This window comes from Streptomyces sp. LS1784 (genome assembly GCF_020103755.1).
Classification (GTDB): Bacteria; Actinomycetota; Actinomycetes; order Streptomycetales; family Streptomycetaceae; genus Kitasatospora.
Window position 1 is genome coordinate 1 of sequence record NZ_JAHSQD010000082.1, and the last position, 23,523, is coordinate 23,523.

Below are 23,523 nucleotides of genomic sequence, written 5' to 3' on the forward strand. Positions count from 1 at the left end.
GCAGCGCGGCGTCGGCCCGGCTCAGCTGGGCTGTGGCGAGTGCCTTCTCCGGGCGGGCCAGCACCGCGGCCGTGAGGTCGGTGAACAACTCGGCGGGCAGCCGCGCGTCCACGGTTCGCAGCGCCGTCTGGGCGGCCTTCGCCGCGCCCGGCGCGCCGTCGGCGGCCAGCCTGACGTGGTCGCGGGCGCGGGCGAGGACCTCCTCGGCGTCGGGTGCCAGCGCCGCGTACAGGTGGAGGAATCCGCGCAGGTTGCCGGGTGGGTCGCCGCGCAGGAGGCGGCCGAGGCAGAGGTCGATCAGTTCGGCGCGGTCGAGCAGGCCCTCGGTCGCCAGGGCGGTGAGGGCCGTGGGCCACGCGTTGTCCGGTCCGGAGCGGGCGGCGTACGGGTCGGCGAACTCGGTTCCGGTGTTCGGGACTTCGAAGAGCCGTCGGACGAACTCGGCGAGCCGGGGCTGGGCCCGGAGCCAGGAGAGCAGGGTGTCGTGGTGCGGCACCGGCTCGCGCAGGCCTTGGTCGGCGAACCACTCCCCGATCTCGCGGTGGTGGTAGCGCATCAGGCTGCCTTGGCGCATCCAGCCGGTCACGTAGCCGTCGGTGGCGGGCGGTTCGGCGCCGGACCAGACGGTCAGGCCGTGGGCGATGAACCAGCGGGCGCCGTCGCCGCGTGCGGGCAGCCACTCGGCGAGCCGGACCGCGAGTTCGCGGTGGAACGCCGCGTCGCGGTGCGGCCGGAGCAGCGCCAGCAGGAGGGTGTGGGGATCGGGGGTGGTGGAGCCGCCGCCGGGCAGCGGCCAGGTGATGTCGAGGAGGCGGCGGGCGGTCAGCCAGTCGTGGGCCTCGGCCGGGGTGGCGGCGCAGAGGATGCCGGCGAACTGCAGGGCGGCGAGCTGGTCGTACGCGGCGACGTAACGGTGGGTGTCGTCCGAGGAGAGCTCGCGCGCCAGCTCGGTGCGGAGCCTGCGCAACGGCGTGCGCAGGTGGCGCAGTTCGCCGGCGGGCAGCGGGGAGAGCCGGTCGATCACCCCCTGAGGGATCCGGTCGGCGATGAGTGCGCGCACCTCGTCCCAGCTGATCGTCTCGCTCGTACGGTCGGTCACGGTGCCCCTCCACCCGGTTCGGCTGATGATCGGAAACCTAGCGGGGCGCACCGACAGCCCCGCGGGCGGGCTCCGGGGCTCGACATCGCGCGGGTACGGGACGGGACCAGTCGGCCCAGGGACGCACCCCGGGCCGACTGGTCCCGTCCGCCGGTGGTGGAGGTCAGTACCCGGCGGTCCACTCCCGCTTGGTTCAGAGTCCACCGCCGGCCGTCACAGCCCGCCCCCGTCACCGTGACAGCAGGGTGTGAACCTGACGGGGCTTGACCTCTCGCTCATCGAACGCGACCGCAGCACCCGACTCGCGAGCCACGGTGGCGAACGCCGCCTGGAACGCCTGCGGGGACTCGAACTCGCCGGTGGTGACGACGGCGTCGCCCTCGGAAGTGACCCAGACCTCGGCACGCAGGAACCCCGACTGCGCGGCCAGCACCTCGCGGACCTGGTGGCAGCGGCCGACGAACTCCTCGACGTACTCGGGCTTCGGGTAGTGGAACGCGACGAAACCGAACGGCATGACGGTGCCCCCTATGCGTTATACGATTGCGTATAACGAGAGGCTAGACCCGTTGTACGGCTACGTACAACGGGTGCGATTGTGAGGCGGGTCACACCATGGGCGCGTTGCGCACACCACGCGAGAAGTGGGTCGAGGAAGGTCTGCGGGCGCTGGCCTCAGGCGGCGTGGACGCCGTGCGCGTCGAGGCCCTGGCCAAATCCCTCGGCGTGACCAAAGGCGGGTTCTACGGCTACTTCGCCGACCGCGACGCACTGCTGACGGAAATGCTGGACACCTGGGAGCGAGAGGCGACCGACGACGTCCTCGACCGGATCGAGCACGAGGGCACAGACACCAGGGACAAGGCCCGCCTGGCCGGGAAGCTCACCTTCTCCGACCGCCTGCGCCCCATCGACCTGGCCATCCGCGACTGGGCCCGCCGCGACCAGGCCGTCGCCGAACGCCTGCGCCGCGTGGACAACACCCGCATGGACCTGCTGCGCGCGGCCATCGGCACCGTCTGCGCCGACCCGGACGAGATCGAGGCCCGCAGCCTGCTGGCCTTCTGCGTGGCCATCGGCAACCACTTCCTCGCCGCCGACCACCCCGGCCGCACCCGCGCCGAGGTCCTCGACCGCGCCGGCGACCTCATCCTCGCCCGCCCGCCCCACGACCCCGCCCAGTCTGCGCCCTGATGGACGCGCCAGGCTGAGCGGCCCGGTAGATTCGCTCCCCCGCCACCGACCGAGGGAGTGCCCGTGCCCGACCGGCCCAGCCTGCTGTACGTGACCGACCTGGCCTACCCGGCACGCGGGCGGCGCTACGGCGACGAGGACGTCCTCCTCACCTCCCGGCTGCGGGAGTGGTTCGACCTGGCGCTGTGCCACCCGCTCGACGCCCGGGCCCTGATGGGGCGCTTCGACGCGGTCGTGGTGCGCAACAGCGGGCCGGTGCTGCACTACCGGGAGGAGTACGCCCGCTTCCGCGCCCGGGCGCTGGCCGACGGCGTGCGGGTCTACAACCCGCTGACCGGACGGGGCGACATGGCCGGGAAGCGGTACCTGCTGGACCTGACCGAGGCGGGCCACCCCGTCATCCCCACCGTCGACCGGCCACAGGACCTCGACCGGCTGCCCGCCGCCGACCGCTACGCGGTCAAGCCCGTGGAAGGCGCCGACAGCATCGGCCTGCGCTTCCTCACCCGCGACGAGCTGGACGGTCTCGAATGGGGCGAGGTGCTCGTCCAGCCGCGGATCGACTTCCGGTACGAGGTCTCGTTCTACTTCGTGGACGACGCCTTCCAGTACGCCCTCCACGCGCCCGACCCGGCCCGGCGCTGGGTGCTGGAGCCGTACGAGCCGAGCGCGGCCGACCTGGAGTTCGCGCGGGGCTTCGTCGACTGGAACACGCTCGACCACGGCATCCAGCGGGTGGACGCCTGCCGGGCGCCGGACGGGCGCCTGCTCCTGGTCGAGCTGGAGGACCTCAACCCCTACCTGTCCCTCGACCTCGTCGCCGACGAGGTCCGGGACGGCTTCGTGAAGGCCCTGTCGAATTCGCTGCGCCGCTTCCTGGGCTGACCCCACAGGTGCGCCGCGCCGCCGCCCCGGGAAGCTTCTCCCGGGACGGCGGCGCACGCGGCGTCAGCAGATCCGCGGCAGCTGCTCGCCCATCGGCAGGTCGACCACCCGGGTGCCGCCGAAGCCGGTGCGGGCGACGACCATCCCCGGGTGCTCCTCGACGCACTCGCCGATCACCACCGCCTCCGCGCCGAGCGGGTGGGCGCGCATCGCGGCGAGCACCGCGTCCGCCGAAGCGCGCGGGACGAAGGCGACGAGCCTGCCCTCGTTGGCGATGTACATCGGGTCCAGGCCCAGCACCGCGCAGGCGTTGGCCACCGGTTCCGGCACGGGGACGGCGCGTTCGCTGAGCACGACGCCCACCCCGGCCGCGGCCGCGATCTCGTTGAGTGCCGCCGCCAGGCCGCCCCGGGTGGGGTCGCGCAGCACGTGCAGGTCGGCAGTGGCCGCGAGCATGGCCTCGACCAGGCCGCCGAGGGCCGCGCTGTCGCTGCGCACCTCGACGCCGAACTCCAGGCCCTCCCGGACGCTCATGATCGCCACGCCGTGCAGGCCGATCGGCCCGCTGACGATCACCACGTCGCCGGGGCGGGCGCGCTGCGGCCGGATGTCGACCCCGGCCGGGACGAGCCCGATGCCGGCGGTGTTCAGGTAGACCCCGTCCCCGTGCCCGGCCTCGACCACCTTGGTGTCCCCGGTGGCGATCTCGACCCCGGCGGTGCGGGCGGCGGCGCCGAGCGCCCGGGCGACCCGGTCCACCACGGCCATCTCCACCCCCTCCTCCAGGATGAAGCCGCAGGACAGGTAGGCCGCCCGGGCCCCGCTCATGGCGAGGTCGTTGACCGTGCCGTTGACCGCGAGGTCGCCGATGCAGCCGCCGGGGAAGAACAGCGGCCGCACCACGTAGGAATCGGTGGAGAAGGCGAGCCGGGCGCCGCCCAGCTCCAGCACCGCGGAGTCGCCGAGCCCGGCGAGCACCGGGCCGCCGAAGGCCGGCGCGAAGAGGTTCTGCACCAGTTCGGCGGACATCGCCCCGCCGCCGCCGTGGCCCATCACCACCCGGGGGTGGTCGCGCAACGGCAGCGGGCAGCTCCAGCCGGAGAAGTCGGCCCGGTCGGTGAGCAGTTCGGTGTCAGCCAACGCGACTCGCCTCCTGGGGAACGGCGGAGTTGCCCGGCACGCCCAGCCGCCGGTACAGGTAGTACGCCGCGCAGGCCCCCTCACTGGACACCATCGTGGCGCCGAGCGGCGTGCGCGGTGTGCAGGCCGTGCCGAAGGCCTCGCACTGGTGGGGCTTCAGCAGCCCCTGGAGCACCTCGCCGCTGCGGCACTCGGCGGGTTCGCGGGTGGTGATCCCCGCGACGTCGAAGCGGTGCTCGGCGTCGTGGTCCCGGTAGCGCGGCGAGAGCCGCCAGCCGCTGCGCGGGATCACGCCGATGCCCCGCCAGGGGCGGTCGGCCACTTCGAAGACGTCCTCCAGCATGGCCCGGGCCGCCGGGTTGCCCTCGGGGCGGACGGCCCGCGGGTAGGCGTTGTCGACGGTGTGCTCCCCGCGCTCCAGTTGCCGTACGGTACGCCGGATGCCCTCCAGGATGTCCAGGGGTTCGAAGCCGGTGACGACGATCGGCACCCGGTGGCGTTCCGCCAGCGCCGGGTACTCGGCGGTGCCCATCACGCTGCACACGTGCCCGGCGGCGAGGAAGCCCTGGACCCGGCAGTCCGGTGAGTCCATGATCGCCTCGATCGCGGGCGGCACCCGGACGTGCGAGACCAGCATGCTGAAATTGCGCAGCCCCTGCTTCCTGGCCAGGTGGACGGCCATGGCGTTCGGCGGGGCGGTGGTCTCGAAGCCGATGCCGAAGAAGACCACCTCCCGGTCCGGGTTCTCCCGGGCGATCCGCAGCGCGTCGAGCGGCGAGTACACCACCCGGACGTCGCCGCCCTCGCCGCGGACCCGGAACAGGTCGCGGTCGGTGCCGGGCACCCGCAGCATGTCCCCGAAGGAGCAGAAGACCACGCCCGGCCGGGCGGCGATCGCCAGCGCCCGGTCGATCACCTCCAGCGGGGTGACGCACACCGGGCAACCCGGCCCGTGGATCAACTCGACGCCTTCCGGAATGAGTTGGTCGATGGCGTGCCGGATGATGCTGTGCGTCTGGCCTCCGCAGACCTCCATCAGCGCCCACGGCCGGGTGACCGTGCTCCTGATGTCGGCGAGCAGCCCGGCCGCCAGCTCGGGGTTGCGGAACTCCTCCAGGTACTTCACCGTCCGGCCTCCTCGGTCTCGCCCACTGCTCCCGCCGCCGCCCCCGCCGCCTCCCACGGGTCACCGAACTCCTCCTGCAACAGCCCGAGTTCCTCGAAGAGGGCGAGGGTGCGGCGGGCCGACTCCTCGTCCAGGCGCTGCAGCGCGAAGCCCACGTGGACGATCGCGTACTCCCCCACCGCCAGGTCGGGCAGGTACTCCAGGCACACGTCCTTGACCACGCCGCCGAAGTCCATCACCGCCATCCTGGTCCCGTCCCGCTCCCCGATCTCCGTCACCCTGCCGGGCACCGCCAGGCACATCCGCTCTCACTCCTCCCGGGTGGCCGACGACCGGGCGGCCACCATCAGCTGGCCGAGCGCCAGCCCTCCGTCGTTGGGCGGCACCCGGCGGTGCCGCAGCACGGTGAAGCCGTCCTCCCCGAGACCGCTCGCGCAGGCCGAGGAGAGCAGCGCATTGGCGAAGACTCCGCCGCTGAGCGCCACGGTGGTGGTGCCGTACCGTTCCCGGACGGCCACGCAGATCCGCCGGACGAGGTCGGCCACCGCACCGTGGAAGCGGGCGGCGACCAGCCCGGCGGGGGCGCCCGCGGTCACGTCGGCCACCACGGCGGCCAGTACCGGCCCGGGGTCGGCGATCCAGCCGTCCGCCCGCGCCGACAGGCCGAACCCGTAGCCGTCCGCCCGGCCGAACTCGCAGGCCGCCGCCTCCAGTTCGATCGCGGCCTGGGCCTCGTACCCGGCCCGGTGGCAGACCCCGGCGAGCGAGGACACGGCATCAAAAAGCCGCCCCATGCCGGAGGTCGGCACACAGTTCAGTCCGCGTTCCAACTGACGATCCAGTAGCCGCAGTTCCTCCGCGTCGGAGGCCAGGACCGATGGGAGTCCGGGCAGCCAGGCGAGCCCGGCCGCGCGCAGGTGGGCGAGCGCCGTCCGGTACGGGCGCTCGACGGCCGCGTCCCCGCCCGGCAGCGGCACGTACCGGAGGTGGGCCAGGCGGCGGAACCCGTCGTAGTCGGCCAGCAGCACCTCGCCGCCCCAGATCGCGCCGTCCTCGCCGAAGCCGGTGCCGTCGAAGGCCACGCCGAGCACCGGCCGCCCGCCGTCCAGCCCGTGTTCGGCCATCACCGCGGCGATGTGGGCGTGGTGGTGCTGCACCCGGTGCACCGGACGGCCGGCGGCGGTCCGCTCGGCGTGCCCGACCGAGCGGTAGCCGGGGTGCCGGTCGGTGACCAGCAGTTCGGGCCGCACCCCGCTGACCGTGCCGAGCTGCTCCACCGCCCGGTCGAAGGCCCGCAGCGTGGCCAGGTCGTCCATGTCGCCGATGTGGCCGGACAGCCAGGCGTAGCCGTCCCGGGCCAGCGCGAAGGTGTTCTTCAGGTCGCCGCCGACCGCCAGCGCCGGGCGGACGGGCACCGGCAGCGGAATCGGCAGCGGCGTGTACCCGCGCGAGCGGCGCAGCGGCAGCTGTTCGCCGTCCACCACCCGCACCACCGAGTCCTCGCACGGGACGTGGATCGGCCGGTCGTGGGTGAGCCAGCCGTCGACCAGCGGGGCGAGGCGGTCCAGCGCCTCCCGGTCCTCGGTGACGATGGGCTCGCCGGAGAGGTTGGCGCTGGTCATCACCAGCAGGTCCGGTCCGGGGGCGGCGAGCAGCAGGTGGTGCAGCGGCGTGTACGGGAGCATCACCCCGAGGTCGGGGCTGCCCGGGGCCACCGCCTCGGGCACCGGGAGGCCCGTGCGGCGGAGCAGGACGATCGGCCGTACCGGCCCGGTGAGCAGTTCCCGCTCGACCGGGTCGACCGGCAGCAGGCCCTCGACGGTGGCGAGGTCGCGGGCCATCACGGCGAAGGGCTTGTCGCCGCGCCGCTTGCGCCGGCGCAGCAGGGCGACGGCCGAGGCGTCGCGCGCGTCGCAGGCGAGGTGGTAGCCGCCGATGCCCTTGACGGCGAGGACCGCGCCGCCGGCCAGCAACCGCCGGGCCTCCGTCAGGGCCTGCTCCCCGCCGAGTTCGGGGCGCCCGGGCACGGTCAGCGCCAGCCTGGGCCCGCAGGCGTGGCAGGCGACGGGCTGGGCGTGGAACCGGCGGTCGGCCGGGTCCGTGTACTCCCGGGCACAGTCCGGGCACATCGGGAAGCCGGCCATGGTGGTGTTGGCCCGGTCGTACGGCAGGCCGGTGACGATGGTGTGCCGGGGGCCGCAGTTGGTGCAGCTGATGAAGGGGTGCCGGTGGCGGCGGTCGGCCGGGTCGGCGAGTTCGGCCAGGCAGTCGGCGCAGACCGCGGTGTCGGGCGGGATCAGGGTGGTGCGGGGGCCGCCGGGGCGGGACGGGGCGATGCGGAAGCCGGTGGCGCCGGTGGCGGCGAGCGGCGCGTGCTCCACCGAGTCCACCCGGGCGAGCGGCGGCGCGTCGCCGGCCACCCGCCGGCAGAAGGCGTCCAGGGCGTCGCGGCTGCCCTCGACCTCGACCAGGACGCCCTCGCCGGTGTTGGTGACGGTGCCGGCCAGCCCGAGTTCACCCGCCAGCGTGTGGACGAACGGCCGGAAGCCGACCCCCTGCACCAGGCCGCGGACGGCGACCTGCCGCCGCTCGCGGTCGAGCCCCGGGTGACCGGCCGTCACGCGCTCTCCCCCACAGCGGAGTGCCCGTGGCCGTACGCGTGCTCGTGGTCGTGGTCGTGGTCGTGCTCGTGGTCGTGCCCGTGCGGCACCGCCGCCGACATCACCGGCCGATGGGGCTCCGCCCCGTCCAGCACGGCCAGCGCCCGGTCCAGCAGCACCCCGACGCCCTCGCCCGTCCGGGCCGAGGTGTTCAGCACCTCCACCCCGGGATTGACCCGCTGGACGTTGGCCAGGAACGCCGCCTCGTCGAACTCGGCCGCCTCGGCGAGGTCCGCCTTGGTCACCAGCACCAGGTTGGCCAGCCCGAAGGCCGTCGGGTACTTGAGCGGCTTGTCCTCGCCCTCGGTGACCGAGGCCAGCACCACCCGGAGCGTCTCGCCGAGGTCGTAGGAGGCCGGGCAGACCAGGTTGCCGACGTTCTCCACGAACAGCAGCCGGCACTCCCCCGGCAGCCACCCGTCCAGGTGCCCGGTGAGCATCCGCGCCTCCAGGTGGCAGAGCCCGTCGGTGAGCACCTGCTTCACCGGAGCGCCCGAGCGGGCCAGCCTGCGCGCGTCGTTCTCGGTGGCGAGGTCGGCGGTCAGCGCGGCGACCGCGACCCCGCGCCGCCGGGCCAGCCCCAACTCGGCTTCCAGCAGTGCGGTCTTTCCGCTGCCGGGGCTGGACAGCAGGTTCACCGCGACCGTCCCCCGCTCGGCCAGCGCCGCCCGCAGCCGGCGGGCGCTGTCGTCGTTGCGGGCGAGGACCGCCTGACGGAGGTCGACCGTGCGGCACATCGGCATCAGCCTTTCTGTTCGGCCCGGACGTCCGGGCGCTCGGCCCACTCGACGCCGAGGATCTGAAGCTCACGTCCGGACAGCAGCTCCACGCCGCCGCCTCCGGAGCAGCTCGGGCAGCCGAGGTCCGGCGGCATGCCGACCGCCCACTCGACCGCGCAAGGGGTGCAGCGGGCCCGGGCCGCGACGGACTCGGTGTCCAGCACCGCGCCCGCCACCAGCGTTCCGGCGCAGGCCAGTTCGAAGCAGAAGTCGAGGGCCTCGGGCACCACGCCGGCCAACTCGCCGACCCGCAGGCGGACCCGCGCCACCCCGGGGGCCCGGTGTTCGCGCGCGGCCGCGTCCACCTGCTCGACGACGGCTTCGGCGATCGACATCTCGTGCATGGGTCCCTTCCCGGCGCGGGCGGCAACGCGCCCCATTACAGGGCGGGGTGGCGGCGTCGGCCCGAAGCCGCGCCGCCACCGCCTGCGGGGCTGCACCGTTCGCAGCAATCCGCGCCTCACATCCGGGAGATGTGCAGGTACCGCCTGATGTCCGGCAGGCTCTGCCAGACCAGTGCGCCGATCCCTGCCAACAGGGCGACGCAGAACAGTTTCCTCAGCATGGTGTTGTCTCCTTCTCCGGCTGCGCGGCCTCTTCCACGACGCGCAGGACCACTCGGACCGCCTCCTCCAGGGCGGCGGCTACGGGCTCGCTCAGCCCGATGCCCTCCTCCAGCGAGGCCGGCTCGCAGCCGACCACCAGCACCCGGCCGGGCGGCTCTGTGCCGGTGCCGGCGGCGAGCGTGGCGAGCAGCGCCAGTACGGCGTCCGGCCCCATCCGGTGGCCGTCCAGGACCGGCACCTCCAGCGGCTGTTCGACGTCCGCCTCGATCAGGTAGACGGTGCCGGGTGTCCCGCCCCGGCAGGTGGCGTCCACCAGGACGGCGGTGCGGTAGCCGTCGAGCAGCCGGTACGCGAGGTCCACGCCGCGCACGCCGACGTCGACCACCTCGACGCCCGCCGGCAGCGGGTGGGCGGACAGCCTGCGGACGGTCTCGACCCCGAAGCCGTCGTCGCCGAGGAAGATGTTGCCGACCCCGGCGACCAGCACCGTCCGGTCCGTCATGACTCCTCCAGCGGCGTGACCTCGTCGGGCTGGAAGTACCGGAAGCGCCCCTGGGCCCGCCACAGGTCGGCGCCCGGGTCGTCCTCCACCGTGACGGCCAGGTGCACCGAGCCGTCGAGGTCGTGCAGCACCGCCTCCACGACGCCGGTCCGCCCGTCCAGGAAGAGGTCCTGGGCGTCGGTGCGCCGCCGTCCGGGCCGCAGGACCACCCGGCTGCCGGCGCCGACCTCGCGGCCGTCGATCAGCACCCGGTCCCGCTCGGGGTCGACCTCCGGGTCGTCGCCCGGGTCCCACCAGGGCTGTTCCGGCCGGTCCGCGCCGCCCTCGGTGACCGCGCGCAGCCCGCGGATCGCCCCGTGCAGCCGCTCCAGCACCTCGGGCGGCATGGACTCGGCCAGGTCGATCACCGCGCCGGCCCGCTCGTCGGTGCCGCGGGCCTCCCGCTTCTCCTCCTCGGTCAGGGCCGCCGTCCGCAGCGCCAGGATCTCGTCGATCTCGGTGGCGTCGTACAGGGTGCCGAGGCTCTCCGGGGCGATCCGCGGGTGATCCTCCAGGATGATCGGCGAGGACAGCAGCACCCCGCGATCGCCGTCCGGACCGACCAGCACCGGCCAGGTGCGCTCGTTGCGGCACCGCTCGGCGGCGGGGCGGGCCCACTCGGGCGGGTCGGTGACGGACAGGAAGCGGCCGTGCTCCAGCCCGAGCAGCAGGTGGGCGGAGACCAGCGAGCGCGGCAGTGCCTGCTCGCGGGTGGCCTCCCGGGACGGCGTCCAGGGGGAGGTGTTCTCCACCTCCACGGTCAGCCGCTGCGCCCGGTACGGGCCGGGCAGTTCCTCGGCCCGCAGCCAGACCAGGCCGTCGACCTGTTCGCGCCGCCGCACCAGCCGACCGACGACGGTGCCCTCCTCGTGCACCAGCCCGGTCTCGCCGACGCCCGGCAGCCGGAACGGCCGCTGCACCCCCTCACCGGCCAACTCCTCGACCGGCAGCAGGAGTTCGATCCGCTCCTCGACGCCCTCGTCCCACTCGACGAGGTCCCGGTCGGCGAGCTTCAGCCGCTCCACGGACGTGAAGCCGGCGGCGGTGGCCCGTTCGACGGTGCGCCGCTGGACCCGCAGGAAGCGCAGCTCGACCGCCAGCAGATCCCCGCCGCGTGCCTCCATCAGGCACTCGGTGCGCTGGTGGGAGTGCTCGCCGCCCTGCTCGGTGTAGTCGGGCGGCACCAGGACGCCGAACTGCCAGCGCAGCCGGTTCTTGGCCGCCGAGGCGCGGTACGGGTAGAGCACGTAGCCCTCCAGCAGCACCGCGTCGGCGATCTGCCGGGCGGCCGCGAAGCCGCGCTCGATCCGCTCCGGGAAGCCGCTCACCGGACCGTCTCCTCGACCGCCGCGGCCGCGAGCAGCTCGCGCACCGTCGCCTCCCAGGAGGGCAGGGCCCGCCGGGAACGGTAGGCCAGCAGCTCGTCCATGACCTCGTCCGGCAGCCGCAGCCAGCCGCTGCCGGGGAAGTGCCGGTCCATCGCCTCCCGCCAGACCCGCACCGGCATCCGCACCCGGGCCTCCCGGTCCCAGGGCACCGGGCTGACCTGGAAGCCGCCGGGGCCGGCGAAGGCGGTGCCGGAGAAGAGCAGCAGCAGCGGCACCTCGCCGCCGTCCAGCGCCCGGAAGTAACGGGCCGAGGCGACCTCCTGGTCGTAGGTGCACGGAACCACGAGGTCGATGTCGGTCGCCCCGGTGAAGCCGGGCACCAGCAGCGGCACGGTGGCGAACTGGATCGGGTTGAGCGTGGTCGCCCAGCGCTCCCGCCCGCCGAACAGGTCGGCCAGCCGCTCGCCCTCGCCGTCGCCGTACGGCCGGCGGCCCGGTTCGATGCGCAGCTGGCACTGGAGGGCCAGGGCGTGCACCCGGGTTTCTGCCGGGGCCGTGATCCGCAGCCGGAACACCAGGGTCGGCCCGGCCGCGTACGGGTCGGACCGCACGCCGGTGCAGGCGAAGCCGAGCTCGCTCATGCGCCCACCTCGCTGCGCTCGGCGAGCGCTTCGCGCAACCCGCACCTTTCGATGGTTCGCTCACTTCGTTCGCTCACACCGTCACCTCCGCGGGCAGCGGGCGGGCCCGGGCGGCCAGCCGCGCGAAGAACGCGTCGAGTTCGGCCCGTGCCTCGGTGCCGCCGTCGAAGCCGTGCCAGCACCGCCGCAGTCGGCCGACCAGCTCGTAGCAGACGTCGATCGGCACCAGGAAGCACGTCACCCGCTCCTCGGTGCGGCGCAGCAGCAGTGCCTCCACGTCCGGTTCCAGCGCGTCGGCCAGACGGCTGCCGCCGAGGGCGCGCTGCCAGGCCTGCTCGTCCAGCTCGCTCTCGGCGGCTCCGGCCGGGCCGGGGTAGAAGGCGAGCGGCTGGTCCAGCACGGTGTTGCGGAACAGGAAGGCGGTACCGACCGGGATGCCCAGCTCGGACCAGGCCTGCTGGTCCAACTCGCGCTCCGGGTCGGCGAGGTAGCGGTCCGGAACGGTGCGGTAGCGGCCGCCGGCCGCGGCCGGCTGCTGGAACAGCAGGCCGCAGGCGGTGCAGGTGCAGGCCAGGGCGCGGTCCTCGATGTCCACCAGGTGGCGGTGGCCGGCGGGCAGGTCCCGGCCGCAGAACGCGCACTGCTCGGGGCGCGGCGGGGCCGGTTCGCGCAGCCGGTGCAGCAGGGCCGTCCCGTCGCGGGAGATCCGGCGGGTGTTCATCGCGCCTCCGCGGCCGGCTGCGGGCGGGTGCCGATCTGGAGCAGCTGCAGGGCGCGGTCCAGTTCCACGGCCGTCACCTCGGGTGCGTGGCAGGAGAGGGCGGCCGCCACCTCCTGCTCGCCGCAGCCGCAGCCGGTGGCCGTCCGGCGCAGCCGCAGGGTGCCGGTGGCCGGCTCGAAGCCGACCACCTCCACCCGCTCGGGCAGGGCGGCCAGCGCCCGGTCGATCCGGGTGGGGAGGTCCTCGGGGTGCAGGTCGTGCAGGAGCAGCAGCCCGGCGACGGCCGGGTCGTCCAGCATCCGCTCCAGAACGGGCGGGGGCAGTGCCGGGACCAGCCGGGCCAGGCCCTGCCCGTAGAACTCCATGAGTTCGCGGGCCAGTTGCTCACCCGCCTGCTCGGCGCCGCTGCCGGCCAGCGCGTCCAACGCCTGCTGGATCCGCAGCCCGGTCTGCTCGGCCGTCATGCGGTGAGCCCGCTCAGGCCGGTGGGGACGTGCATGGTCTGTACGGTGCGTCCGCCGCCGACGTACATGTGCACGCCGCAGGGCAGGCAGGGGTCGAAGCTGCGCACCGTGCGCATGATGTCGATGCCCTTGAAGGTCTCCGGGGGGTTCTCCTCGAAGATCGGGGTGTTCTGCACGGCGTCCTCGTACGGGCCGGGCGTGCCGTAGCTGTCCCGGACGCTGGCGTTCCACGGGGTCGGCGGGTACGGGTGGTAGTTGGCGATCTTTCCGTCACGGATCACCATGTGGTGCGAGAGCACGCCGCGCACGGCCTCGGTGAAACCGCAGCCGATCGACTCGTCCGGCACCTCGAAGCGCTCCCAGGTCTGGCTGCGCCCGGCGCGGACCTCGTCGAGCGCCTTCTCGGCGAAGTGCAGGGCGGCGGCGGCCGCGTAGGCCTGGAAGTAGGTGCGCGCGCGGTTGCGTTCGATGGCGTTGCTCCACTGCGGGATCTTCCACTCGAAGGTGACCTCGGGCTTGGTCATCGAGCGGGGCAGGTTGATCTGCACGCTGTGGCCGGTGGCCTTGACGTAGCCGATGTCGACCAGCCCGGACAGGGCGGTGGACCACAGGCGGGCGATCGGGCCGCCGCCGGTGTCGAGGGCGAGGTGCTCGGTGCCGTCGAACCAGCGCGGGGACATCACCCAGCTGTACTTGTCGTCGAAGTTGCGCTTCTGCGGGGCGGGGATGGTGTGCTGGTTCCACGGGTGCCGGGGGTCGACCGGGTTGCCCAGCGGGTCGTGGGTGACGAACAGCTCCTTGCCCTGCCAGTCCTCGTAGTAGGAGCTGCCGAGCAGGATGCGGATGCCGAGGTTGATCTGCGTCAGGTCGTTGGTGACGAGCTTGCCGTCCACCACGACGCCGGGGGTGACGAACATCCGTCGGCCCCAGTCCGTCATGTTGCGGTAGGTGAAGTCGCAGTGGTCGGGGTCGTTGAGGCTGCCCCAGCAGCCGAGCAGGACCCGTCGCCGGCCGACCTCCTCGTAGCCGGGCAGGGCCTGGTAGAAGAAGTCGAAGAGGTCGTCGTGCATCGGCACGACCTTCTTCATGAACTCGACGTAGCGCATCAGCCTGGTCAGGTAGTCGGTGAACAGCTGCACCGTCGCGACCGTGCCGACGCCGCCCGGGTAGAGCGTGGAGGGGTGCACGTGGCGGCCCTCCATCAGGCAGAACATCTCCCGGGTGTACCGGCTGACCTGGAGCGCCTCGCGGTAGAACTCGCCCTCGATCGGGTTGAGCGAGCGCATGATGTCGGCGATCGTCCTGTACCCGTGGTCGCCGGCGTGCGGGGCCTCGGTGCGCTCGGCCTGCTCCAGGACGCCGGGGTTGGTCTCGCGGACCATCTTCTCGCAGTAGTCGACCCCGACCAGGTTCTCCTGGAAGATGTTGTGGTCGAACATGTACTCGGCGGCCTCGCCGAGGTTGATGATCCACTCGCCCAGGTGCGGGGGCTTCACCCCGTACGCCATGTTCTGCGTGTAGACCGAACAGGTGGCGTGGTTGTCGCCGCAGATCCCGCAGATCCGGCTGGTGATGAAGTGGGCGTCGCGCGGGTCCTTGCCCCGCATGAAGACGCTGTAGCCGCGGAAGACCGAGGAGGTGCTGTAGCACTCCGCGACCCTCTTCTGCTTGAAGTCGATCTTCGTGTGGATGCCCAGGCTTCCCACGATCCGGGTGATCGGGTCCCAGGACATCTCGGTCAGGCCGCTGCCGTCGCCGGCCGCCCTGGTGGTCGGTGTTGCCATCGTGTCTGTCGTGTCCTTGTCTCGGCGAGCGGGGTCTGTGCGCGGGGCCGTGAGAACGGGTCCGCGAGCGGGCGGGGCCGGCGGCGGCCGCACACCGGGCGGTGTGCGGCCCTCCGACGTCACCAGGGCGGGCGGTAGCCCGTGGTCAGGTGGCGGCCGGTGTGGCGCCACTTCGGTTCCTTGTCCAGCGTCTTCAGCGTGATCCCGCGCAGCCGGCGGATCAGCGAGCCGTACGCGCCGCTGGCGCTGGCGGAGACGCGCGAGCCGGGCGGCGGGTCCATGAAGGGCATGAACTTGTCCGGGAAGCCCGGCATGGTGCAGGCGATGCAGATGCCGCCGACGTTCGGGCAGCCGCCGATGCCGTTGGTCCAGCCGCGCTTGGCGACGTTGCACTTCACGACCGGGCCCCAGCAGCCGAGCCGAACCAGGCACTCGGGCGTGCCGTAGTCGGTGGCGAACTGCCCCTGCTCGTAGTAGCCGCCGCGGTCGCAGCCCTCGTGCACGGTGGCGCCGAACAGCCAGGCGGGCCGCAGCTTGTCGTCCAGCGGGATCATCGGCGCGGAGCCGGCCAGCTGGTACAGCAGGTACGTGAGCGTCTCGGCGAAGTTGTCGGGCTGGATCGGGCAGCCCGGCACGCAGACGATCGGCAGCCCGGCCTTGGACTTCCAGTCCCAGCCCAGGTAGTCCGGCACCCCCATCGCGCCGGTCGGATTGCCGGCCATCGCGTGGATGCCGCCGTACGTGGCGCAGGTGCCGATCGCCACCACGGCGGTCGCCTTGGGGGCGAGCCGGTCCAGCCACTCACTGGTGGTGACGGGCTGGCCGGTGGCGGGGTCGTCGCCGAAGCCGCACCAGTAGCCCTCCTCCTTGATCTTCTCGTTGGGGATCGACCCCTCGACGACCAGCACGAACGGCTCGATCTCGCCGCGGTCGGCCTTGAAGAACCACTCGACGAAGTTGTCCGCGCCCTGGACCGGGCCGCACTCGAAGTCGATCAGCGGCCAGTGCACCGCGACCTTCGGCAGGCCGGGCAGGGCGCCGGTGACGATCTCCTCGATGCTCGGCTGCATCGCGGCGGTCAGCGAGACGGAGTCGCCGTCGCAGCTGAGGCCGGCGTTGATCCAGAGAATGTGCACCACGTCGGTGTCGGTTGTTTCGGCTGTTGCAGCTGTTGCAGCACCCATGAGGATGCCTCCTCGGGGATGGGAGCCGGACGGAATGGCTCGAAAGCCAGTCATAGCAACGGTCCGGGTGGGGCGCCGGTCCGCGCGGCGGGATCCGGCCCCAGGGGAGGCAAGCCCGGCAGGGCCGTTCGGGTCACGCTCGGGCCGCGGGGCCCGTCAGCACCGGGCGCTTGTGGACGAACGCGGAACGCAGCGCGTGGTACGGCGATTCGGGTGTGAAGAACTGCCGGTGCATCACCGCGAGCTCCTCCTCCCGGTACGCGTCGAGCGGCTTCGTCCGCTCGTCGGCCTCGCGCGCCGCCTTCTTCGCCGCGATCCGATGCTGGGTGGTGGGCGAGGCGGCGAGCAGCCCGGCCAGGCGGGCCGTGGACGGCCCGAACTCCTCCGGCCCGCAGGCGAGCACCCGGTCGACCAGGCCGATCCGCTCGGCGGTGGCGGCGGAGACCGGCAGCGCCTGACGGGTCAGCCGCTCGGCCGCCGCCGCGCCGACCTTGCGCGGGAGGGTGTACGTCCAGTACTCCGACCCGTACAGCCCCATCAGCCGGTAGTGCGGGTTGAGGACGGAGCCACGGCGGCACCACACCTCGTCCGCGGCCAGCGCCAGCATCACCCCGCCGGCCGCCGCGTTGCCCCCGACGGCAGCGACCACCAGCCGGTCGGTGGTGGTGAGCACCGCGTCGACCAGCTCGTCCATCGCGGTGATGTTGTCCCAGGACTCGACGGCCGGGTCCGCCGCGGCCTCGATCACGTTGAGGTGGATGCCGTTGGAGAAGAAGTCCCGGTCCCCGCCGAGCACCAGCACCGAGGTGGGGCGGGCGACCGCGAAGCGGTAGGCCGCCAGCAGTCGGCGGCAGTGGCCGGTGGACATGGCGCCGCCCGGGAAGGAGAAGCGCAGGAAGCCCACCGCGCCGTCCTCGCGGTAGCGGATGTCCGACCAGACCGGGCCGTCCCCCTCCTTCGGCATCAGCGGCGCCGCCACCTCCGGCAGGGCCGGCAGCAGGCCTCCGAGCGCCGTCGCCGCCGGAAGCTTGACGCCCGCGGCGCCGCCAGGGGTGCGGCGGCGGAGTTCGGGAATCCACACCGCACCGTCCGAGGTGGCCCGGCACACGGCACCCGCCCGGGTGGCGAGCAGCTCGCCGGGGCGGCCGCGCAGCACCGGCTCGCGGTGCCCGCCGTGCAGGTACCAGGAGCCGCCGCACAGCTCGTCGAGCACCCCGGGCCGGGAGTCCGCCGCGCGGAGCCTGCGCAGCACCGCCTCGGTGGGGTCGGCCGCCCAGTCGATCCGGCGCTCCTCCTGGCGCAGGACGGGCCGGGTGCGCACGGTGGCGTGCCGGCCGGACCCGGACTGCGGCTGCGGCTGCGGCTGCGGCTGCGGCTGCGGTGTGTACGTGCCCGAGGCGAAACGCTCCACGGCGAGCAGTGCGGCCGCCGACGCCGCGTCGCCGACCTCGTTGCGGTACAGGTCGCTCTTGCCGTAGTCCGGCAGCCGGCAGGGCGCCCAGGCCCAGACCGGCCCGGCGTCCATTTCCGCCTCGGCCTGGAGCACCGTGACGCCCCACTCGGTGCAGCCCTCCTGGATCGCCCGGTCGAGGGAGGACGGGCCGCGGTCGCCCGGCGGGCCGGGGTGGACGATCAGGCAGGTGAGCCGCGACCAGACCTCCCGCGGGATCGCCGTGCGCAGTATCGGCGCGAGCACCAGGTCGGGCCGCAGGCGGCGCACCGCATCGAGCAACTCCTCGTCATCACCGGCCAGTTGGAGGTCCACGATGTGGCGCCGGTCGCGCAGTTCGGCGTGCAGCCGCTGGCTGAGACTGTTGTACGCGCTGGCGAGGAGAAGAATCCGCATGTCCGCCTCCGACGGGGTGATGCTCCGGGAACCCGGCGATCATCACCTCCGCCCTCATGGCCTCTCGCCCCGTCCGGCATGTCGCGCCGCGCGTTCACCCGAGCAGCCGGGGCCGGGCTGCGGACCCGAGCGGGCGCAGCCATGGGTAACATGTAAGACATGCTACCGACCAGTGGCCATTACGAAATCTGCCCCGGCGTGCCCACCGTCGAGGTCTTCCGCCGTCTGCGCACCGACGCCGGTCTCTCCGACAAGGCCCCCGAGGCGGTTGCGCTCGCCCTCCCCAACACCTGGTACGGCGTGGTCCTCCACCATGAGGGCGAGCCCATCGGCATGGGGCGGATCATCGGCGACGGCGGCACCGCGTTCCAGATCACCGACATCTGCGTCCACCCCGCGCACCAGGGCCACGGCCTCGGCAAGCGCATCATGGCCGCCCTCACCGAGGAGCTGGAGCGCCGGGCACCCGCCACCGCGTACGTCTCGCTGATCGCGGACGGCCCCGCGCGGTTCCTCTACGAGAAGTTCGGCTTCGCGGACACCGCCACCCACGACTCGATCGGCATGTACCGCCTGATGGGCGGCCGCTGACGGCCCCACGGCTCGGCGGGCACCGCTTCGGCACCCACGTCGCCCCGCCCGCCCGGCCACGTCGTCGCCTACCGGCCGCGGTCCGTTCCGCCGGCCTGACCGGTACCGGGGGCTTCCACCGGCGGCCTCCGGACGGCGAGCAGGGCGGTGTCGTCCGTCAGCCGGCCACCGGTGTGCCGGACGACCTCGGCGGCCACCTCGTCGACCAGGCGCCCGGGGTCGATCGCCCCGGGGAGAGCGGCCAGCCGCTCCAGGTGGGCGCCCAGGGGGAAGAAGGCACCCGCCCGGTCGCGGGCCTCGGTCACCCCGTCCGAGACGATCAGGACCGTCTCGCCCTCGCCCAGGCGCAGCCGCCGGACCTCCGGCAGCCCGCCGGCCAGCTGGGCCAGCCCGATCGGGGCCCCGTTGCCCGGCGCCAGCCGGCGCACGCCCGCGGGGCCGAGGACGTGGGGACTGTCGTGGCCGAAGTTGACCACCTCCACCTCCCCCGGCGCGTCGGCTGGGAACCAGACGACCACCGCCGTGGCGAACCGCTCCTCCCGTTCCCCCAACTGCTCCGCCAGGAGGTTCTGCCGGTGCAGCCGCTCCTCCAGCCAGGACGCGACGGTGGCGAGGTCTGCCTCGTGGAAGGCGGCCTCCCGGAAGCAGCTCACCAGGGCCGCCGCCGTGGCGACCGCCGGCAGCCCCTTGCCCTGGACGTCGCCGAGGATGACCCGCGCCCCGAACGGGGTGGCCAGCACGTCGTAGAAGTCGCCGCCCACCCGGGCCTCGACGTCCGCGGCCAGGTAGCGCGCCGCCGAGTCCACCCCGCCCCACCCCGGCGGCACCGGGCGCAGCACCACCTGCCGGGTGGTCTCGGCGGTGCCCTGGAGGTGGCGGACGTAGGAGGCGGCCCGGGCACGGAAGATGCTGATCGGCACCGAGAGGACGGCCCCGGCGATCACGAGCAGGAAGTCCTCCGTCCCCTGGGACTTGCCCCAGATGCTGTCCAGGGCGGGGTAGGCGGCGATGGCGGCGAGGGAGAACAGCACGGTGACCGTCGGCCCGCAGAGCCCGGCGGCGACCACCGGGACCATGGCCAGCCAGCTGACGGACGCGAACGATTCGGGCGTGGCCGCGTCCACGCCCACCACCAGCGCGAGCACCGCCAGGGGCACCAGCCAGGATCGGTGGCCGTACCGGATCAGCATCGGCAGCCGCTGCCCCGGCTCCTCCACGGAACGCGCCCGCAAGCCGTCCCTCCCCTTCTTGCGACGTCCCCGGCGTTCCGGGTGCTCCGCGCGGGGCGAGGCCGCCGGGCGGAGGTTGCGCCCAAGGTAAGACGCCCTGGCCCGGCAAGGGCGGCGCAGCGGCGTGGTGGCCCCGCCGGTCGCACGTTCGGCCCAGTCGCACCGCCGCTCCCGGCGCTGCGCCCTGGCCCGGCGCGGGCCCACCGCATGCGGCTTTCCGGGTGAGGGCGCAGGGTGGTGTCGTACGGACCTGCCCACCGGTCGGCGCACCCGGCGACCCGGCCGCCGACCGAAGGAGGCGCCATGCGCACCCGGAAGACCCCTCGTCGGAGCCTGGCACTGGCCGCGGCCCTCGCCGCCCTGCCGGCGGCCGTGCTCACGGCCCCGGCCCAGGCGGCGGCCGGCACCCCGCCGATCGACTTCGTGGAACTGCCCGCCTCCCCGCTGCCGCCCGGCCACGCGACGCGGGCGATCACCGTCACGTACCGCAACAGCTCCCCGGCGGACCGGACGGTGGCCCCGCAGATCCTCATCGAGTCCCCCGAGAACGGCCCCTTCCTCGATCCGGCGAGCATCCGGCTCGACGTGCTCTCCCCGGACGGCCAATGGTGCACCGTGCCGCTCGCCAGCCAGACCGGCACGCTGTACACCCAGCTCATCCCGGCCAAGCTCGTCCTGCACGGCAACCACACGCTCACCGAGCACTACCGGGTCACGGTGGTCGGGTCGGCCCCGCTGCAGGGGACGGTCGAGCCCCGGGTGGCGCTCTACTGAGCTGGTCCGCTACGGGAGCTGCACCGGGGTGAAGGTTCCGGCCGGGGTGTCGGCCAGGGCGCCGTCCATGGCGTCACGCCAGATCGGGCCGGTCAGGGTGCCGCCGAAGGCCTGGTCGACCACCCGGCCGCCGATCCGCTGGCCGTCCAGCGGCTTGGGGTTGTCGGTGTCGCTGACCACGGTCGCGCCCGCCATCTCCGGGGTGTAGCCGACGAACCAGACCTGACGGCTGTCGTTGGTGGTGCCGGTCTTGCCCGCGCTGTCCCGGCCGGTGAGGCCGGCCGTCCGGCCGGTGCCGTCCTCCACGACGCCCTTGAGCATCGCGCTGACCGTGTCGGCGGTGGTGGACGACATCGCCGCCGAGCAGTTCGCCTGCGGCACCGCGAGCTGCCCGCCGTCGGGGCCGGTCACCGAGGCGATGGCGGTCGGCGCGCAGTAGGTGCCGTGGGCGGCGAAGGCCGCGTAGACGGCCGCCATCCCCAGCGGGGTCAGGTCGTTGCTGCCGAGCGTCATCGAGGGCACCACCTGGAGCTTCTCGCCGCCCGCCTGCTGGGTGATGCCGAGCTTGTCGGTCATCCGCGCCACGGTGCACAGGCCGGTGTCGGCCTCCAGCTTCGCGAAGTAGGTGTTGACGGACTGCGCCATGGCCGTCTTCATGTCGAACCGGCCGGTGAGGCTCTGGCTGTCGTTGTGCACCTGCCCGGCGGAGGGGAACCGGCCGCCCGAGCAGTCCGTCATGGCCGGCCAGGGGATGCTGTAGTCGGTGGTGTAGCTCTGGTCTGCCGGGATGCCGCTCTCCAGGGCCGCCGCCGCGACGACCGGCTTGAAGGTCGAACCGGTCGGGAACCCGAGGCCGCCGCCCATGGCCTTGCCGACGTTGTAGTTGATCTGGGTCTGGTGCTGCTTGCCGTCGACGCCGTACGGGCGGCTCTGGCCCATCGCCAGGATCCTCCCGGTGCCCGGCTGGACGATGCTCATCGCGGTCGCCGCCTGGTCGCCGGCGTCGACGTGGCCGGTGACCGAGGCCTGGAGCGCCGCCTGGGCCTCGGGGTCGAGCGTGGTGTGGATCTGCAGCCCGCCGCGCTGCCAGACCGCCTGGCGCTCGGCCGCCGACTTCCCGAAGGCCGGGTCGGTGAGCACCACGGTGCGCACGTAGTCGCAGAAGAACCCCTCGCCCTGCTTGGCCAGGATGCAGCCCTGCTGCGGCGCCTGGACGTTCAGCCCGAGCGGGGAGGCGATGGCCTGCCGGGCCTCCTCCTGGGTGATGTGACCGTACTCGGCCATCTTGCGCAGCACGGTGTCCCGCCGGTCCTTCGCCGCCGTCGGGTTGACCGTCGGGTCGTAGCCGGTCGGCGACTGCACCAGGCCCGCCAGCAGCGCGGCCTGCGGCAGGGTGAGGTCCGCGGCGTGCACGCCGAAGTAGCGCCGGGAGGCCGCCTCGATGCCGTAGGCCTGCTCGCCGAAGAAAGTGATGTTCAGGTAGTTGGTGAGGATCTGGTCCTTGCTCAGGGTCTCCTCGACCTTGATCGCATACTTCAGCTCCTGGATCTTGCGGCCGACGGTCTGCCGCTGCGCCTCCGCGACCTTCTGCGGGTCGTTGCCCGCCTCCTCGACGAAGACGTTCTTCACGTACTGCTGGGTCAGGGTGGACGCGCCCTGGGCGGTGGTGCCCGAGGAGGCGTTCTTGTCCAGGGCGCGCAGCACGCCCTTGAGGTCGATCGCGCCGTGCTCGTAGAAGCGGTTGTCCTCGATGTCCACCAGCGCGGTCTTCACCAGCGGGGAGATCCGGTCCGCCGGGACCACCGTGCGGTCGCGGTCGTACACGGTGGCGATCGTGCCGCCCTGCGCGTCGAGGATGGTCGAGGCCTGGGACAGCGGCGGGGTCTTGAAGTCGTCGGGCAGGTTCTGGAAGTCGTCCGCAGCCGACTGCGCGCCGAGCCCGACCGCCGCCACCGCGGGCAGCACCATCCCCGCCGCCACCACCCCGGCGATCACGCTCACCGCGACCAGCCGCGTCCCGTGCCCAAGCTTCCGCATGCCCGCCACCGCCCGCTGTTCCGCCATGACGGGTGACCGTACGCGGCGCAGATGAGGAACTCCTTGGAACCGCTCCGCCACGGCGCCGACGGGACGGACGCCGCGTTCGGGACCATCGGTTCCCTCCGGTGGCGGGCGGCGGGGTCAGGTGCGCTTGAAGAACTCCACCTCCGCGAGCGCGATGGCGCGGCCGGGGCCGGTTCCGGCGGCCTCCCGGACGGTGAGCCTCACCTGTGTCACGTCGCTGATCCCGGTCGGCACGGTCTGCGGGCCCGGCTGGTCGTCGAGCGAGATCTGCTGGGTGTGGACCTCGCCGTCCTTGGCCGTGACCTCCAGGGAGAGGACGGTGGGGCGTCCCTGCTGCCGGAAGTGCTCCGGGTCCACCGAGTCGCCGGTGTGGATGATCAGGTCCACCAGCCGGAACGGGGTGCGGAAGGAGAAGGTGACGGAGTCCCCGACCGCGGGTGCTCCCCAGTAGGTGTTGCTGAGGCCGTCGTCGGCCGCGGTGGCCGGATGGCCCTCGACGGCGGCGCTCGCCGAAGTGGCGGCGGGGGTGATCGGCGCGGTACTGCGGAGCTTGTCCAGCACGTCCTGGAAGCCGTCCTTGCCGGCCGGGTAGAGCAGGATCCCGGCGACGATCACCGCGATGAGTGCGAGCAGCGCGATGGTGCGGCGCAGCGCGTTGCCCGAGCCGCCGATCCGCACCCGGCGCCGGAACGGCCAGCGGGTGCGCCACCAGGGCAGCTCGGGCGCGGCCTCGGTGGCGGTCAGTGGTGCGGCGCAGCGGCGGCAGAACTTCCGCCCGGGCAGGTTGGGCGTGCCGCACTGGGGGCAGGGCGGGCCGTCCTGGGTCTCGGCGGCCTCGGTCGGCCGGCTGACGGGGCGGGGTGCGACGGGCTTGGCGGGCTGGACGGCCACCGGGTCGGCCTGCGGG

At 73.5% G+C, this 23,523-nt stretch carries 23 protein-coding genes and 1 pseudogene; 4 read left to right on the forward strand and 20 right to left on the reverse strand.

What is annotated here, in order from left to right:
* Both KS423_RS12870 and KS423_RS12875 read right to left on the reverse strand, forming a co-directional pair.
* A pseudogene (locus KS423_RS12870) lies at positions 1–1,099 on the reverse strand (hypothetical protein); the annotation flags it as partial.
* Positions 1,100–1,328: 229 nt separating this feature from the next.
* Entirely contained in the window at positions 1,329–1,616 is a 288-nt protein-coding gene (locus KS423_RS12875) for an antibiotic biosynthesis monooxygenase (protein WP_224278491.1), read from the reverse strand.
* 98 nt (positions 1,617–1,714) lie between these two features.
* Here KS423_RS12875 and KS423_RS12880 point away from each other — a divergent pair, with 98 nt between their 5' ends.
* A complete protein-coding gene (locus KS423_RS12880; RefSeq protein ID WP_224278492.1) occupies positions 1,715–2,293 on the forward strand; it encodes a TetR/AcrR family transcriptional regulator in 579 nt (192 codons plus the stop codon).
* A gap of 63 nt (positions 2,294–2,356) precedes the next feature.
* Positions 2,357–3,178: a hypothetical protein gene (locus tag KS423_RS12885; protein ID WP_224278494.1), complete on the forward strand. Its 822-nt coding sequence runs from the start codon at positions 2,357–2,359 to the stop codon at positions 3,176–3,178.
* A gap of 63 nt (positions 3,179–3,241) precedes the next feature.
* Here KS423_RS12885 and hypE read toward each other — a convergent pair whose 3' ends face one another.
* The 15 genes from hypE to KS423_RS12955 all read right to left on the reverse strand — a co-directional run bounded on the left by hypE (position 3,242) and on the right by KS423_RS12955 (position 17,958).
* Positions 3,242–4,318 carry a hydrogenase expression/formation protein HypE gene (gene hypE / locus KS423_RS12890; protein ID WP_308020179.1) on the reverse strand — a complete coding sequence of 359 codons (1,077 nt, stop codon included), beginning with the start codon at positions 4,316–4,318 and terminating at the stop codon, positions 3,242–3,244.
* Positions 4,311–5,444 carry a hydrogenase formation protein HypD gene (gene hypD / locus KS423_RS12895; RefSeq protein ID WP_224278496.1) on the reverse strand — a complete coding sequence of 378 codons (1,134 nt, stop codon included), beginning with the start codon at positions 5,442–5,444 and terminating at the stop codon, positions 4,311–4,313. The genes hypE and hypD overlap by 8 nt, the downstream gene beginning before the upstream one ends.
* A complete protein-coding gene (locus KS423_RS12900; RefSeq protein WP_224278498.1) occupies positions 5,441–5,746 on the reverse strand; it encodes a HypC/HybG/HupF family hydrogenase formation chaperone in 306 nt (101 codons plus the stop codon). The genes hypD and KS423_RS12900 overlap by 4 nt, the downstream gene beginning before the upstream one ends.
* Before the next feature lie 6 nt (positions 5,747–5,752).
* Positions 5,753–8,065 carry a carbamoyltransferase HypF gene (gene hypF / locus KS423_RS12905; RefSeq protein WP_224278500.1) on the reverse strand — a complete coding sequence of 771 codons (2,313 nt, stop codon included), beginning with the start codon at positions 8,063–8,065 and terminating at the stop codon, positions 5,753–5,755.
* The gene (gene hypB, locus KS423_RS12910) at positions 8,062–8,841 is read right to left on the reverse strand and encodes a hydrogenase nickel incorporation protein HypB (RefSeq protein ID WP_224278502.1); all 780 of its coding nucleotides are present in this window, start codon (positions 8,839–8,841) and stop codon (positions 8,062–8,064) included. The genes hypF and hypB overlap by 4 nt, the downstream gene beginning before the upstream one ends.
* A 5-nt stretch (positions 8,842–8,846) precedes the next feature.
* Complete coding sequence (locus KS423_RS12915) at positions 8,847–9,227, reverse strand: hydrogenase maturation nickel metallochaperone HypA (protein ID WP_224278504.1); 381 nt, start codon at positions 9,225–9,227, stop codon at positions 8,847–8,849.
* Between the two features lie 116 nt (positions 9,228–9,343).
* Positions 9,344–9,448, reverse strand: coding sequence for a hypothetical protein (locus KS423_RS48475; RefSeq protein ID WP_374119945.1), 105 nt, complete (start codon positions 9,446–9,448; stop codon positions 9,344–9,346).
* Positions 9,442–9,951: a hydrogenase maturation protease gene (locus KS423_RS12920; RefSeq protein ID WP_224278506.1), complete on the reverse strand. Its 510-nt coding sequence runs from the start codon at positions 9,949–9,951 to the stop codon at positions 9,442–9,444. Before KS423_RS12920 ends, KS423_RS48475 begins: the two co-directional genes overlap by 7 nt.
* Positions 9,948–11,318 (reverse strand): hypothetical protein, encoded by a 1,371-nt coding sequence (locus KS423_RS12925; protein WP_224278514.1) that lies wholly within the window; start codon positions 11,316–11,318, stop codon positions 9,948–9,950. Before KS423_RS12925 ends, KS423_RS12920 begins: the two co-directional genes overlap by 4 nt.
* On the reverse strand, positions 11,315–11,959 hold the full coding sequence (locus tag KS423_RS12930) for a DUF6084 family protein (RefSeq protein WP_224278516.1): 645 nt from the start codon (positions 11,957–11,959) through the stop codon (positions 11,315–11,317). The genes KS423_RS12925 and KS423_RS12930 overlap by 4 nt, the downstream gene beginning before the upstream one ends.
* Before the next feature lie 73 nt (positions 11,960–12,032).
* Positions 12,033–12,680: a DUF5947 family protein gene (locus KS423_RS12935; protein WP_224278518.1), complete on the reverse strand. Its 648-nt coding sequence runs from the start codon at positions 12,678–12,680 to the stop codon at positions 12,033–12,035.
* Positions 12,677–13,144, reverse strand: coding sequence for a thioredoxin (locus KS423_RS12940; RefSeq protein WP_224278520.1), 468 nt, complete (start codon positions 13,142–13,144; stop codon positions 12,677–12,679). The genes KS423_RS12935 and KS423_RS12940 overlap by 4 nt, the downstream gene beginning before the upstream one ends.
* Positions 13,141–14,928, reverse strand: a complete 1,788-nt coding sequence (locus KS423_RS12945; RefSeq protein WP_224278521.1) for a nickel-dependent hydrogenase large subunit — start codon at positions 14,926–14,928, stop codon at positions 13,141–13,143. Before KS423_RS12945 ends, KS423_RS12940 begins: the two co-directional genes overlap by 4 nt.
* Positions 14,929–15,047: 119 nt before the next feature.
* The gene (locus KS423_RS12950) at positions 15,048–16,112 is read right to left on the reverse strand and encodes a hydrogenase expression protein HypE (RefSeq protein ID WP_224278523.1); all 1,065 of its coding nucleotides are present in this window, start codon (positions 16,110–16,112) and stop codon (positions 15,048–15,050) included.
* Positions 16,113–16,245: 133 nt separating this feature from the next.
* Positions 16,246–17,958 carry an enoyl-CoA hydratase-related protein gene (locus KS423_RS12955; RefSeq protein WP_224278525.1) on the reverse strand — a complete coding sequence of 571 codons (1,713 nt, stop codon included), beginning with the start codon at positions 17,956–17,958 and terminating at the stop codon, positions 16,246–16,248.
* 159 nt (positions 17,959–18,117) lie between these two features.
* On the opposite strand from KS423_RS12955, the gene KS423_RS12960 reads away from it, so the two are divergent.
* Positions 18,118–18,549: a GNAT family N-acetyltransferase gene (locus KS423_RS12960; protein ID WP_224278527.1), complete on the forward strand. Its 432-nt coding sequence runs from the start codon at positions 18,118–18,120 to the stop codon at positions 18,547–18,549.
* A 68-nt stretch (positions 18,550–18,617) separates the two neighbouring features.
* Here the strand turns inward: KS423_RS12960 and KS423_RS12965 are convergent, their stop codons facing one another.
* Entirely contained in the window at positions 18,618–19,781 is a 1,164-nt protein-coding gene (locus KS423_RS12965) for a PP2C family protein-serine/threonine phosphatase (protein WP_224278528.1), read from the reverse strand.
* Positions 19,782–20,081: 300 nt separating this feature from the next.
* Here KS423_RS12965 and KS423_RS12975 point away from each other — a divergent pair, with 300 nt between their 5' ends.
* Complete coding sequence (locus tag KS423_RS12975; protein WP_224278530.1) at positions 20,082–20,552, forward strand: hypothetical protein; 471 nt, start codon at positions 20,082–20,084, stop codon at positions 20,550–20,552.
* A 9-nt stretch (positions 20,553–20,561) separates the two neighbouring features.
* Here the strand turns inward: KS423_RS12975 and KS423_RS12980 are convergent, their stop codons facing one another.
* Positions 20,562–22,616, reverse strand: a complete 2,055-nt coding sequence (locus KS423_RS12980) for a transglycosylase domain-containing protein (protein WP_224278532.1) — start codon at positions 22,614–22,616, stop codon at positions 20,562–20,564.
* 117 nt (positions 22,617–22,733) lie between these two features.
* A partial coding sequence (locus tag KS423_RS12985) for a zinc ribbon domain-containing protein (protein ID WP_263454786.1) occupies positions 22,734–23,523 on the reverse strand: 790 nt, incomplete at its 5' end.